The organism is Embleya sp. NPDC008237 (genome assembly GCF_042956465.1).
Taxonomy (GTDB): Bacteria; Actinomycetota; Actinomycetes; order Streptomycetales; family Streptomycetaceae; genus Embleya.
Genome location: NZ_JBIBGL010000013.1, coordinates 301,185 through 314,720, shown reverse-complemented (window position 1 = coordinate 314,720; position 13,536 = coordinate 301,185). Strand labels below are relative to the sequence as shown.

At 71.2% G+C, this 13,536-nt stretch carries 10 protein-coding genes; 4 read left to right on the top strand and 6 right to left on the bottom strand.

The window, feature by feature from the left end; genetic code table 11:
* Positions 1 to 3 precede the first annotated feature (3 nt).
* The 4 genes from ACFZBU_RS31540 to ACFZBU_RS31525 form a co-directional block, all read right to left on the bottom strand.
* Positions 4 to 1,830 carry an acyclic terpene utilization AtuA family protein gene (locus ACFZBU_RS31540; RefSeq protein ID WP_391587105.1) on the bottom strand — a complete coding sequence of 609 codons (1,827 nt, stop codon included), beginning with the start codon at positions 1,828 to 1,830 and terminating at the stop codon, positions 4 to 6.
* Complete coding sequence (locus ACFZBU_RS31535; protein WP_391587104.1) at positions 1,827 to 3,800, bottom strand: acetyl/propionyl/methylcrotonyl-CoA carboxylase subunit alpha; 1,974 nt, start codon at positions 3,798 to 3,800, stop codon at positions 1,827 to 1,829. The genes ACFZBU_RS31540 and ACFZBU_RS31535 overlap by 4 nt, the downstream gene beginning before the upstream one ends.
* Positions 3,801 to 4,017: 217 nt before the next feature.
* On the bottom strand, positions 4,018 to 5,616 hold the full coding sequence (locus ACFZBU_RS31530; protein WP_391587103.1) for an acyl-CoA carboxylase subunit beta: 1,599 nt from the start codon (positions 5,614 to 5,616) through the stop codon (positions 4,018 to 4,020).
* Between the two features lie 450 nt (positions 5,617 to 6,066).
* On the bottom strand, positions 6,067 to 6,897 hold the full coding sequence (locus ACFZBU_RS31525) for a hypothetical protein (RefSeq protein WP_391587102.1): 831 nt from the start codon (positions 6,895 to 6,897) through the stop codon (positions 6,067 to 6,069).
* Positions 6,898 to 7,322: 425 nt separating this feature from the next.
* Here ACFZBU_RS31525 and ACFZBU_RS31520 point away from each other — a divergent pair, with 425 nt between their 5' ends.
* The 4 genes from ACFZBU_RS31520 to ACFZBU_RS31505 all read left to right on the top strand — a co-directional run bounded on the left by ACFZBU_RS31520 (position 7,323) and on the right by ACFZBU_RS31505 (position 11,112).
* On the top strand, positions 7,323 to 8,015 hold the full coding sequence (locus tag ACFZBU_RS31520; protein WP_391587101.1) for a DNA polymerase beta superfamily protein: 693 nt from the start codon (positions 7,323 to 7,325) through the stop codon (positions 8,013 to 8,015).
* Positions 8,016 to 8,213: 198 nt separating this feature from the next.
* Entirely contained in the window at positions 8,214 to 9,383 is a 1,170-nt protein-coding gene (locus tag ACFZBU_RS31515; protein WP_391587100.1) for an NAD(P)/FAD-dependent oxidoreductase, read from the top strand.
* A gap of 9 nt (positions 9,384 to 9,392) precedes the next feature.
* A complete protein-coding gene (locus ACFZBU_RS31510; protein ID WP_391587099.1) occupies positions 9,393 to 10,298 on the top strand; it encodes an RNA polymerase sigma-70 factor in 906 nt (301 codons plus the stop codon).
* Positions 10,299 to 10,512: 214 nt separating this feature from the next.
* Positions 10,513 to 11,112, top strand: coding sequence for a hypothetical protein (locus ACFZBU_RS31505; RefSeq protein WP_391587098.1), 600 nt, complete (start codon positions 10,513 to 10,515; stop codon positions 11,110 to 11,112).
* A 76-nt stretch (positions 11,113 to 11,188) separates the two neighbouring features.
* On the opposite strand, the gene ACFZBU_RS31500 is transcribed toward ACFZBU_RS31505, so the two are convergent.
* Together ACFZBU_RS31500 and ACFZBU_RS31495 are read right to left on the bottom strand one after the other, a co-directional pair.
* Positions 11,189 to 12,751, bottom strand: a complete 1,563-nt coding sequence (locus ACFZBU_RS31500; protein ID WP_391587156.1) for an APC family permease — start codon at positions 12,749 to 12,751, stop codon at positions 11,189 to 11,191.
* A 61-nt stretch (positions 12,752 to 12,812) separates the two neighbouring features.
* Positions 12,813 to 13,505, bottom strand: coding sequence for a TetR/AcrR family transcriptional regulator (locus tag ACFZBU_RS31495; RefSeq protein WP_391587097.1), 693 nt, complete (start codon positions 13,503 to 13,505; stop codon positions 12,813 to 12,815).
* Positions 13,506 to 13,536: the final 31 nt, after the last annotated feature.

The window sequence follows — 13,536 nt, the reverse complement described above, 5'->3', positions numbered from 1 at the left end:
GGCTCACCCGTCCAACAGCGTCGTGGGGATGTCGGTGTGCCGGGACCGGATGTACTCGGCCAGGCCCTTGGCCTGCGGGTCCGGGCGGGTGGAGGCCGCGACACCCTCGCCGAGCAGGCCCACGATCACGAAGTTGAGCGCGCGCAGGTTCGCCAGCACGTACCGCTCGATCGGCAGGGCGGCCGCCTCCGGGAGCAGCTCGCGCAGCCGATCCACCGTCAGATGTCCGCGCAGCCAACGGAATCCGGCATCGTCACGGGCCCACAGGCCCAGGTTGGCGTCGCCGCCCTTGTCGCCGGAGCGGGCGCCGCAGACCAGCCCGAGCGGGACCCGGCGGGTCGGTTCCGCGGTGTGCACGGGTGGTTCGGGCGGCGGGATCGCATCGGGCAGCGGCGCGGTGTGCTCGGGCGGCGCGATCGGGCGGGAGGTGCCGTCGGGCAGCACCACGGCGTGCTCGACCTCGGTCGCCGGGATCCACGCGGCGCGAAAAACGCCGTAGGCGGTCTCGGCGGTGGGCGGGGTGGTGGTGTGAAAACCCGGGTAGCCGGCCAGCGCGAGTTCGACCACCGCGCCGGAGAAGGCCCGACCGACCTTGCCGGGATCGGGATCCTTGACGGTGACCCGCAGATGCGCGGTGGCCTGCTCGTTGGTCGGCGCGTCGGGTCGGTCGTAGCGCAGCAGCCGCACGTCGACCTCGGCGAACCGGTCCCGGCCCCCGAGCGTGTCGAAGAGCATGCGTTCGGCGTGTGCGGCCTTGGCCTCGATGTCCAGGCCGGTGAGCACCATGGTCATGGTGTTGCGGTAGCCGCCGAGTTCGTTGACGGCGACCTTGAGCGTGGGCGGCGGCGGCAGCCCGCGCACCCCGCGGATCCGCACCCGGTCGGGGCCGGCCCGGTCGAGCGTGATGGTGTCGAAGCGGGCCACCGCGTCGGGGTTGGCGTAGGCGGGTCCGGCGATCTCGTACAGGAGTTGCGCGGTGACCGTGCCGATCGACACCAGGCCGCCGGTGCCGTGGTGCTTGGTGATCACCGACGAACCGTCGGCGGCCACCTCCGCGATCGGGAAGCCGGGACGGCGGGTGTCCAGCGCGAAATCGGTGGTCCGGCCGGGGCGTTGCCGCTGCGGGGGCTCGCCGAATGGGTAGTTGCCGCCGGTGGCCTGGGGGCCGCACTCGATCACGTGGCCCGCGACGATCGCGCCGGCGAGCCGGTCGTAGTCGGTGCGCCGCCAGCCGTGCCACCATGCTGCCGGGCCGACCACCAGGGAGGCGTCGGTCACGCGCGGGCAGACCACGATGTCGGCGCCCTCGGCGAGCGCCTCGGCGATGCCCCAGCCGCCGAGGTAGGCGTTGGCGGTCACCGCCCGCGGCCCGGCGTCGATCCGGTCCAGCACGTCGTCGCCGGTCACGTGGGCGATCCGCGGGGCCAGGCCCAGGCGTTGCGCACTCGCCCGCAATCGCTCGGCCAGGCCCGCCGGGTTCAGTCCGCCGGCGTTGGAGACGATCCGGATGCCCCGGTCCAGGCAGGTACCCATGACCTCTTCCAGTTGGGCCACGAAGGTGCGCGCGTAGCCGGCGGTCGGGTCCTTGGCGCGGGCTTTCCACAGGATGGACATGGTCAGTTCGGCCAGGTAGTCGCCGGTGAGTACGTCGATCGGGCCGCCCTCGACCATCTCGCGCGCGGCGGCCCGGCGATCGCCGTAGAAGCCGGAGCAGTTCGCGATCCGGACCGGGCGGCGGGGAGTGGGCGCGTCGGGTGGGGTGTCGTTCGTCGGCTCGTGCGTCGGCCCGTCGGTGGGCTCGTTCGTCGGCTCGGCCGTCCTCTCGTTCATCCGGCCTCCTCCGCGTCGGCGGTCACGATGGCCAACACCGCTCCGGCGTCCACCGGTTCGCCGGGGCCGACCGGCAGTCGGCGAACGATGCCCGAGTGCGGTGCGGTCACCTCGTGTTCCATCTTCATCGCCTCCACGGCCAGCACGAGTTGTCCGGCCGTCACGTGTTCGCCCTCGGCCACCGCCACCCGGACCACCGTGCCGGGCATCGCGGCCAACAGCGAACCGGCGGGTTCGGCGGCGGGTTCGGCCGGTTCCGGCAGCCGTGGCAGCTCGGTGAGTTCGCTCGCGCCCAGCGGGCTGTCCAGGTGGATCGTGTCGCCGACCCGATGTACCTCGATCGTGCGCCGCACACCGTCCGCCGTCAGGTCCACCCGATCCGCGTGGGCGGCGTGAACGACCAGCCCGGGCAGCGGCTTTCCGTCGATCGCGACATGGTCGGGGAGGCGGTAGCACACGACCGTGCGGCCGCCGCCTGCGTCTGCGTAGGTCACCTCCTGGTCGGCGCTGCGGACGTTGCGCCAGCCGCTCGGGATACCGCCCAGGACCGGGGCCGCCGCGCGTCGTTCGGCCTGCCCCGCGAGCGCCGCGGCGGCGGCGTGGATCGCCGGCGCCGCCGGGTCAGCGGCGCACAGTTCGGCGGCGGGATGCCGGTCCAGGAAGCCGGTGTCCGCGTCACCGGCGACGAATTCGGGCGAGCGCAGGATGCCCACGAGCAGGTCGCGGTTGGTGCGGACGCCGTGCAGCCGGGCCCGGGAGAGCGCGTGGGCGAGCCTGCGACACGCCTCGTCACGGGTCGGCGCGTACGCGATCACCTTGGCCAGCAGTGCGTCGTAGTGCGATCCGACCAGACTGCCGTCGGCCACCCCGGCGTCCACCCGGATGCCGTCCCGCTCGGCGATGTGGAAGCGGTGCAACGTGCCGACCGAAGGCGCGTAGTCGCGGATCGGGTCCTCCGCGTACAGCCGGGCCTCGATCGCGTGGCCCGTGGCGACCGGTTCGGTGGGCAGCGGATGGCCCTGGGCGACCAGGAGTTGCAGCCGCACCAGGTCCAGGCCGGTGGTCAGTTCGGTGACCGGGTGCTCGACCTGGAGTCGGGTGTTGACCTCCAAAAGGTGGAACGCGCCGGCCGGGTCGAGCACGAACTCCACGGTGCCCGCCCCGACATAGCCGATCGCCCGACCGGCGGCCACCGCAGCCGCGCACAACCGCTCGCGCAGCGCCGGGTCGACGGCCGGCGACGGGCTCTCCTCGATCAGCTTCTGGTGCCGGCGCTGGATCGAGCAGTCCCGTTCGAAGAGCGCGAGCACCTTCCCGTGGGTGTCCCCGAAGATCTGCACCTCGACGTGCCGGGGGCGCTCCACCAGGCGCTCCAGGAAGACGGTGTCGTCGCCGAACGCGGCGCCCGCCTCGCGCCGCGCGGCGGCCACCGCCTCGGCCAGTGCGGCCGGTTCGTGTACCGCGCGCATGCCTCGGCCTCCACCGCCGAAGGCGGCCTTGACCAGGAGCGGGAAGCCTATCCGGGCGGCCAGTTCGGGTGCGTCGCCGTCCTCGCGGACGATCCCGCCGGGCAGCACCGGCACGCCGGCCGCGCCGAGCAGTTCCTTCGCGGCGAGCTTGTCGCCCATCGCGGCGACGGTCTCCGCCGCGGGTCCCACGAAGACGAGCCCGGCGGCCTCCACCCGCCGTACGAAGTCGGCGTTCTCGGAGAGGAATCCGTAGCCCGGGTGCACCCCGTCGGCGCCGGTCGTGCGGGCCGCCTCGATCAGCAGATCGCCGCGCAGGTAGGTGTCCACGGCGGCGGCGCCGGGCAGCCGGACCGCCTGATCGGCAGCCGCGACGTGTGGCGAGTCGGTGTCCGGATCGGCGTACACGGCCACGGTGTCGATGCCCATGGCGTGCGCGGTGCGGGCGATCCGGACCGCGATCTCGCCGCGGTTGGCGATCAACAGCCTGCGGATGAGCGGCATACGATCCCCTCGGGGTGCGGGTTCCGGGTCGGTGCGGGGGGCGCTTGCGCGCCGGGTCGGGTCGGGTCGGGTCGGGTCGGGTCGGGAACGGAATCGGTTTCCCGGTGGGCGGGTTGCGTGCGCTGCTGTTCGGTCGGGTCCCGAGCGGCGGGTTGCGTGCGGTGCTCTTCGGCCGGGTTCCGGGTCCTCGGGCTGCGTGCGGTGTCTTCGGGCGGCGTCACATGCGGAAGACCCCGTATCCGGTGGTGCCCGCGACCGGTGCCGAGTGGGCCGCGGACAGTGCGATGCCGAGCACGGTGCGGGTGTCGCGTGGATCGATCACACCGTCGTCGTACAGCCGCGCGGTGACGAAGAACGCGTGCGACTCGCGCTCGATCTGCGCCTCGATCGCACTCCGGCGCAGTTCGTCCACCTCCTCGTCGAAGGCGATCCCGCGCGCCGCGGCGGCCTGTCGGCCGACGATGGACAACACGCCGGCCAGTTGCGCGGCGCCCATCACCGCGAGCTTCGCGGTCGGCCAGGCGAACAGCAGCCGAGGGTCGAAGGCGCGGCCCGACATGCCGTAGTTGCCCGCGCCGAAGGACGCACCGATGTTCAGGGTCAGGTGCGGCACGGTCGAGTTGGTCACCGCGTTGATCATCTTGGCGCCGTCCTTGACGATGCCGCCCTGCTCGTACGCGGTGCCGACCATGTAGCCGGTGGTGTTCTGCAGGAACAGCAGCGGGGTGTCCGAGCGGTTGGCCAACTGGATGAACTCGGCGGCCTTCCTGGACTCCTCGCCGAACAGCACACCGCGCGCGTTGGCCAACACCCCGACCGGGAAGCCGTGCACCGACGCCCACCCGGTGACCAGGCTGGTCCCGTAGCCGGGCTTGTACTCGCCGAACCGCGAACCGTCCACCACCCGGGCCAACACCTCGCGCGGATCGAACGGGACGCGCAGGTCCGCCGAGACCAGGCCGAGCACCTCGTCGATGTCGTACAGCGGATCGTCCGCCGGCCGGCTCGGCCCTGGGCCGTGCTTGCGCCAGTTCAGCTCGGACACGATCCGCCGGCCGATCCGCAGGCAGTCGTACTCGTCCACGGCGTAGTGGTCGGCCAGACCGGACACCCGCGCGTGCATCGCGGCGCCGCCCAGTTCCTCGTCGTCGGCCTCCTCGCCCGTGGCCATCCGCACCAGCGGCGGGCCGCCCAGGAACACCTTGGCCTGCCCCGCCACGAGCACCGAGTGGTCGCACAGGCCCGGGATGTACGCACCGCCCGCCGTCGAGTTGCCGAACACCAGCGCAATGGTGGGGATGCCCAGCGCGGACAGCTCGGTCAGGTCGTGGAAGACCCGCCCGCCGGGCACGAACAGCTCGGCCTGGGTGGGCAGATCGGCCCCGCCGGACTCGACCAGGCTGATCACCGGCAGCCGGTTGCGGCGGGCGATCTCCAGCGCGCGCAGGTTCTTGCGGAGCGCGTACGGGTTGAGCGAACCGCCGCGCACCGTCGGGTCGTTGGCGATCAGCACGCACTCCGCGCCGGCAACCGGACCGATTCCGGTGACCAGGCCCGCGCCGACGGTGAACTCGGTGCCCCACGCGGCGAGCGAGGACAGTTCGAGGAAGGGCGCGTCCTGGTCGAGCAGCAGCTCGATCCGCTGACGCGCGGTCAGCCGACCCCGCGCCAGGTGCCGTTCGACGTAGCGCTCGCCGCCGCCGGCGCGGGCCAGGTCGAGCTGTTCGTGCAGCGCCGCGAGCGCGGCGAGCTGTGCCGTGCGGTTGTCCCGGTAGGTGTCCGACCGGGGATCGAGCCGGGAACGAAGAACGGGCACGAACTCGCCTCCTCGCCTGACGAAGCATGTCGACGGATCACGACGGATCGCGACGGTTCTCATGCCACTCGTGCATCTCCACGCGTGTCGACGCATCTCGACGCGTGTCCAAGGCAACTTCCGGATGTTAACGGCCGGTCACTTGGCTACGGAAGGGTCGGGCGATATGCCGCGCGCCGGGCGTCCGCGGTCCCCGGGGCGTGCCGAATGGGCGAGCCGGGCCGGGCGAACCACATGGACCGAGCGGCCCGGACGAGCCGGATGGGCCGTTCGGGTGGCGGCTCGGGCCGCTTGCGGCCGGTCGTCGGCCATGTGGGTCCTCCGGGCGGGGCGGGTCGGGCGGTGGGCATCGCTCCGGTACCCCCTGTCCGGAAAAACACGACACCGACGCGGCCCGGGAATGCCGCGGGCCGCGTCGGTGCGGAGGTCGGTATCGGTGTCGGGTCCGGATCACCCGTGGTGGTGGCCGTGGTGCCCGTGCCGGCCCGCGTGCGGGTCCGCGGCCGCGGGCTGCCCGTGTCCGGACTCGCCGGCCGTCGCGGCGGGCTTGCCGGCCTCGACGGTGAACTCGGCGGTCCGCACCACCCCGCCGTGCTTGAAGTCGAGGAAGAACCGGTACGTGCCGACGCTGGGCAGCTCGGTGTGGAAGGCGATCTCCGGGCCGGCCGGGGTCACCCCGTCGCCTGGCGCGCCGCCCGGGTGTACGTGCAGGTAGGCGAGGTCGCCCTCACGCAGCACCACGAGGTGGCCGAACGCGGCGAGGTAGGGCTCCAGGTCGGTGACGGGCCGGCCGTCCCGGGCGACCGAGAGGGTGATGTGCGCACCCTGCCCGGCGGCCGGCTCGCCGGCCAGGGTCACCGTGTAGCCGTCCACCTCGGCGGTCGGGGCGGGCGCGGGCAGCGGCACCGGACGGAAGTCGCCGGCCACGTGCACGTCCACGCCGAGGGTGAGCGGGGTCCCGGTCGCGGCCGGGGCGAAGTCGGTGAAGACCCGGTACGTGCCGGCTCGGTCGAGGGTCAGCTCCTGCGTCCAGACGCCGTCCTCGCCCAGCACCGGGTGCACGTGGCGGAAGCCGCTCAGGTCGCGGCGGACCACGATCAGATGCAGGTCCTTGTCGTGCTGCGGTAGGTATTCGCGCACCGGGGCTCCGTCGGGACCGTCGATGCGGAACGCGAAGGTCCCGGTGGGGGCGGCGACCGGGACCAGCGTGTAGCCGTCACGGGAGACCCGGAGGCCCTCGGGGGTGGTGGGGGCGGCGGCGTGGTGGGCGTGGACGGTCATGGCGATCTCCCGGGCATCGAGCGGTGCGTCCGAGCGGGTCCCGGGTCGGGCCGCTCGGTGGCCTTGGTGGCGGCCACAACCGAAATCTATACCCCCCTGGGGTATGTCGCAAGTGGTGGGAGCATGGTCGGGACCACTTGGCTGCCAACGCCGTTGGCATCATTCGGGCACCGGGGCACCGGGGCACCGGGGCACCGGGGCACCGGGGCACCGGCACCGGCCGCCTGCCCCCCGAGCACCGCACTCGCGCGGTTCGCTCTGCTCTCCCCGCCGCTGCCGCCGATCCGGGTCGCCGCCCCGGGCCGGGCACCGTCCCGGCGGTCCCGACGCGGCGACCGGGCGGGAAAACGGGATTCGCATCGCACCCGCGATGTCGGATACTGCGGACTCGGCGCCAGGACCACGGGGAAACGAGGATCGGCGAGATGCACACACTGCTGATGGGGGTGGTCGGCTCGACCGCCTACGGGCTGGCCACGGCAGAGTCGGACGAGGACCTGCTCGGCCTGTACATCGCCGACACGCGCAAGGTCCTCGGGCTGGACGGCGCCAACGTGACCAGCGGCTCGCGGGTGACCACGAAGCCCGACGTGACGATGCACGAGCTGGGCAAGTACTGCGGGCTGGCCCTCAAGTGCAACCCGACGGTGACCGAGCTGCTCTGGCTTCCCGAGTACCGGGTCGAGACCGAGGCCGGCCGCCGACTCCGGGCGCTGCGTGGTGCGTTCCTGTCCACGGAGTACGTACGGTCCGCCTACGGCGGCTACGCCGTCCAGCAGGCCAGGCGGCTGCTCGGCCGGCACGAGGCGGGCAAGGAGGGCTTCTCCGCCGACACGGCCAAGCGCACCGCCAAACACGGCCGACACTGCCTGCGGCTGCTGTTCCAGGGGCAACAGCTGCTGCGCACAGGCGAATTGCTTCTCGACGTGAGCGCCCACCGCGAAGACCTGTTCGCCGTGGGCCGCTTGGCCGCCGAGGATCCCGCGGCCTTCACGCTGCGCTTCGAACAGGAGAAGGCCGCCCTCGACGCCATCGACTCGGTCCTCCCCGACCGCCCGGACCGCGAGGCGATCGAAACCCTGGTCGTCGACCTCCGCCTGGCCGCGCTCGCGGACTGAACCCGGAAAGCCTGCTCGCGCTGCGCCCCGCGATCGCGACGTCGCGGTGTCGGCATCCTTCCCACCGGTACGCACCCGTCGACCGTCCCGACGGTGACCACCCGCCGCGTGACCCGGATCACTCTCGCTCGCATGTCACGTTCTCGTTTCCCCTCCCGTCGACGGGGGCGAAGGTTCACGACGATCGAGGGGACTGTGATGAGCGAGCGGATTTTGGTGATCGGGGCCGGCTATACCGGGATGCAGGCGGCCATCGGTACGGCGCGGGCGACCCGCGGGCGGGATGTCGAGGTGACTCTGGTCAACCCCGTCGCGCGGTTCACCGAGCGGCTGCGGCTGCACCAGACGGCTTCGGGGCAGGAGCCGGCGGACCTGCGGATCCCCGAGATGTTGGACGGCAGCGGCGTGCGGTTCGTGCTCGGCCGGGTGACCGGCATCGACCCCGACGCCCGCGAGGTCCGCGTGGACGGGACCCGGGTGCTCGGCTACGACAAGCTGGTCTATGCGCTGGGCGGCATCACCGACACCGGGACGGTGCCGGGTGTGGCCGAGCACGCGTACACCCTCGATACCGCGGCCGAGGCCCGGCGCCTGGCCGCAAGGCTCGCCGAACTCGATGCGACCGGCGGAACCGTGGTCGTCGTCGGCGGCGGTCTGACCGGTGTCGAAGCGGCCGCCGAGATCGCCGAGCGCCACCCGGAGTCGCGGGTGGTCCTGCTGAGCCGGAACGTACCCGGTTCGATGATGGGAGAGAAGGCACGCGCCTACCTGCTCGCCGCGCTGGCCCGTCTCGGCGTCGAAGTGCGGACCGGCGTGTCGATCGGCAAGGTGCTGCCGGACACGGTCGAATTGGAGGGCGGCGAGAGCGTGTTCGCCGACGCCTGCCTGTGGACGGCCGGGGTGCGGGTGTCGCCACTTGCCGAGAACGCCGGATTCACGGTGGACGACCGGGGCCGCATCGTCGTCGACGCGACCCTGCGGTCGGTGTCGCATCCGGACGTGTACGCGATCGGCGACGCCGCCGCCGTCCGGCAGACCTACGGCGTCATCCACGGCACCTGCCAGAGCGGCATCCCGACCGCGCAGCACGCCGCCGACTCGATCGCCCGGCAGGTGCGCGGCAAGGAGCCCGAGCCGTTCCGGTTCGGCTACATCCACCAGCCGGTGAGCCTGGGCCGCAACGACGCGGTGATCCAGTTCACTCGGCCGGACGACACCCCGCGCGGCTTCGTCCTGACCGGCAGGCCGGCGGTCGCCTACAAGGAGTTCGTCAGCAGCAGCCCGTGGAAGGGTCTGCGACTGAACAAGAAGTACGGTGTCCGGGCCGTGTGGTCGCACGGCGGCAAGATCACCCGCAACGCGGAATGATCCCGGCGCATGGGAAGTCACGTGGAAGCGACGAGCATTTTCGAGGAGCACCGGAGCCTGCTGTTCTCGGTGGCCTATCGGATGCTGGGCAGCGCGGCCGATGCGGAGGACGTCGTCCAGGACGCGTGGCTGCGCTGGTCCTCCGCGGACCGTGCACAGATCACCCAGCCGAAGGCGTACCTGGTACGGATCGTCACCAATCTGGCGGTCGACACGCTGCGCTCGGCACGGGTGCAGCGGGAGAGCTATGTCGGCCCCTGGCTCCCGGAGCCGATCCTGACCGGCCCGGACATCGCGGAGGATGCGGCCCGGGCCGAGTCCGTCTCGTTGGCCATGCTCGTCGTGCTCGAATCGCTGACCGAGTTGGAACGGGCGGTGTTCATCCTCAAGGAGGTCTTCGGCTTTCCCTACGGCGAGATCGCCGAGGCGATCGACCGGTCCGAGGCGACCGTCCGGCAGTTGGGACATCGGGCCCGTTCACACGTCCAGGCCAGGCGGCCCCGGTTCTCCGCCGACCGCGAATCCCGCAGAGTCGTCACCGAGAGATTCTTCGCCGCCTCGATGGGCGGCGACCTGAACGAGCTGATGCAGGTGCTCGCCCCCGATGTGACGATCTGGACCGACGGCGGCGGCAAGGTACGCGCCGCGCTCCGCCCCATCCACGGCGCCGAGAAGGTGGCGGCCTGGCTGATCGGCATCGGCAAGCGCCCCTACCAGGGGGTGGCCCTGGAGGACATGCGCGCCGAGGTGGTGCAGATCAACGGCGAGCCGGCCGTCCTGGCCCTGGGCAACGGACGGCCCATCACGGTGGTCACGGTCGAGCCGGACGCGTCGGGCCGGATCGTGGGGATCCGGGTGATCGCCAACCCCGACAAGCTCGTTCCCGTCGCCGGAGGCATCCGGCACACACTCTGACTCTGCGTCACCCCCGGAAGCGGCGTGGTGAACCCCGAAGTCTCCGCCGCGACTTCCGGTCGGCGAGTTCGCGCGGGCGCGCCGAACACGAATGCGCAACGAGGAGCGAGCGCTCGAAATCTCGGCTGCCCATGTCGTTCGAACACCTGTAGGTTGTGCGCTTCCGGCGGACAGATTCGCCAACGCTCCGTTTTCCTGGGGGATCCCGCACGTCATGACCATGCCGTTCCAGAACGAAACACAGCTGATCATCCGCCAGAACTTCCGCCCGATCGTGAACCAGTACGTGGTGCACCTGGTCGGACCGGACGGGAAGCACGGACCGGTGATCGCGTTCGCGCAGCAAAAGCGCGGCAAGCTCAAGGAAGAGGTCATCCTCTACACGGATGACACCAAGACCACCGAACTCGCCCGGTTCAAGGCGCGCCAGATGCTCGACGTCCGTGCCCAGCACGACGTGATCGGCGTCGAGGGCAGCAACCTCGGCATGTTCTCGAAGGACTTCAAGAAGTCCCTCCTGCGCTCCACCTGGAACCTGGAACGCCCGGACGCGGCCAAGGCGGTGGGCCAGGAGCGCAGCCTGTTCGGCGCGATACTGCGCCGCGTGTGGGGCTTCATACCCGTGGTCGGCGCGTGGCTGCCGGCGCCGACCTACCACTTCGACTTCGTCGACGAGGGCGGCAACGCGGTGCTGACCGTCGAGCGGCAGATGAAGCTGCGCGACCAGTACCTGGTGAAGCTGCCCGACCCGACCATGGACCGCCGCCTGGCGATCTGCGTCGCGGTCGCGATGGACGCCATCCAGAATCGCTAGTAGCCCCTGTCCGGGACCGGGCGAGGGCCGCACGGTCGCGCTACACCCCGTGGCGCGCGCGACCGACGACGATGTCTCAGCCCTCGTCCGGCACCAGTACGGGTGTGTCCCGCTTGAGGATCTCGCCCCGGAAGAACGCCGGGCTCACGATTCGACGGACCTCCATCAGTACCGCGCCGAGCAGCAACAGGCCGACGCCGATGATGAACACGCTGCCCACCCCGGCCACCCGGTTGCCGTCGCCGTAGTTCGGGTCGGCCACGTCCACCAGCGTCTTCATGAAGATCGCGCCCAGCATCAGCCCGCCGAGCGCCGGCATGACGCCCTTGACCATCAGGTCCTCGAAGCTGCGCGAGAGGTCCTTGCGGAAGTACCACACGCAGGAGAACGCGGTCAGCGAGTAGTAGAAGCAGATCATCAGGCCGAGCGCGTAGATGGTGTCGGTGAGCACGTTCTCCGACAGGATCGTCATGATCGTGTAGAACGCGCCCGTCGCGACCCCGGCCGAGATGGTCGCGAAGCCCGGTGTCTTGAAGGTGGGATGCACCCGGGAGAACACCTTGGGCACCGCCTCGTACGCGCTCATCGACAACAGCGTGCGGGCGACCGGGATGAAGGTGGTCTGCAGGCTGGCGACCGAACTGGCGAGCACCGCGACGAACATCAGGATGCCCAGACCCGAACCCATCACCGGGTCGGCCAGCTTCGCGAAGATGTTGTCGTCCTCGTCGTTGTTCAGGCCCAGCCCGGTGGTTCCGGTACCCGCGTACATCAGCGTGGCGACGCCGGTCATCAGGTAGGCCACCACGATGAACAGCACCGAGATGATCGCGGCCCGACCCGGGACCTTGGGGCCGCCGGCGGTTTCCTCGTTGATGCTCAGGGCCGTGTCCCAGCCCCAGTACATGAAGATCGACAACGACAGGCCCGCCGTCAGCGCGGTGAAGCCGCCGTCGATCCCGAACGGGTTGAACCAGTCCCACGAGAACGGGATCGAGGTGGGTACGTCGCCGGCCGTGGCCTTGCCGATCGCCATCACGACGAACAGGGCGAGCACCGCGAGTTGCAGTGCGACGAGCACGTACTGGACCCGCTTGGTCACCGTCATGCCGCGATAGCTGATCGCGGTGGCGATCGCGATGAAGACCAGACACGTGGGCACGTGCACCAGCTTGTTGTCGTCCAGCTCCTTGACCCAGTCGCTGTCGACCGCCTCGCCGAGCGCGAGATAAAAAAACGACGTGCCGATGCCGGCCAGGTTGGACAACACGATGACGGTGGCCATCACCAGGCCCCAGCCGCACATCCAGCCCACCCGCGGGCCGAACGCCTTGACCGTCCAGGTGAACGAGGTACCCGCGTCCGGCACCGCCTTGCTGAGCTCGCGGTAGGCGAAGGCGACGAGCAACATCGGGACGAAGCCGACCAGGAAGATCGCCGGGGCGTGGGTGCCGACCTTGTTGACCGTGGGCCCGAGGGCGCCGGTGAGGGTGTACACCGGCGCCACCGTGGAGATGGCGACGACCACGCTCCCCAACAGCCCGATGGAATTTCGGTTCAGCCCCTTGTCCTTGAGATCGGACTCCGGGAGGTAGTGCGACTCGCCTACCCGGTGGTGCCTATCGCCCTTTTGGCGCACGTGCTCATTACTCACAAGCGAACAGACTAAGTCAGGATGAAACGACTTTTGACCAAGGGGGTCACGAACGATCCGGTGAGTCGTTCATGTCACTCATTGGGGCTTTTCCGTCGAGCGGACCGGGAGCCGAAGGGGCCGCACCGACGAGCATCCCGGCCAGGAGTTCGGTGACTCCGACCCGGATGTCGGCCCGGGACGGCGGCGTCGCCCACCCCGCGCCGGCGATCGCGTCGAACATCACCCCTTCGCACCACGCGACCAGAAAACGGCCGTGCCGCTCGGGCGCGGGCGAGCCGAGGGCGGCGAGCATGGCCGCCGCCGCACCTCGGAACACCGCACCCGCCTCGTCGTACACCGTGCGCAGCTCGGGCCGGCGAGTCGCCTCCAGAGCCAGCTCGTAGCGGGCGATCTTCTGGTCCCGCCCGTCCCGGATCGCGGCGTCCACGATCTCCGCGACCAGGTCCGCGACGCCCGCCGGGTCGCCCGGCAGCGCGGGGGGCGACTCGCCGTCGGCCAACGCCGGGGCGAACTCGCCCGCCTCCAGGACGGTCATCCGGGCAAGCGCCACCTCCAGGAGCGCGGCGCGCGTGCGCGCGTAGTACGAGGTGGATCCGGGCGGCAGGCCCGCGCTCTCGTCGACGGCGCGATGGGTCAGACCGCGCATGCCGCGCTCGACGAGCAGGCGGATCGCGGTGTCGCCGATCAGCACGAGACGGTCCGGACGGTACGGGCTGGTGCGCTTCGCGGTGGTCACCGCGCCAGCCTGCCATGCCCGCTACGCCTGT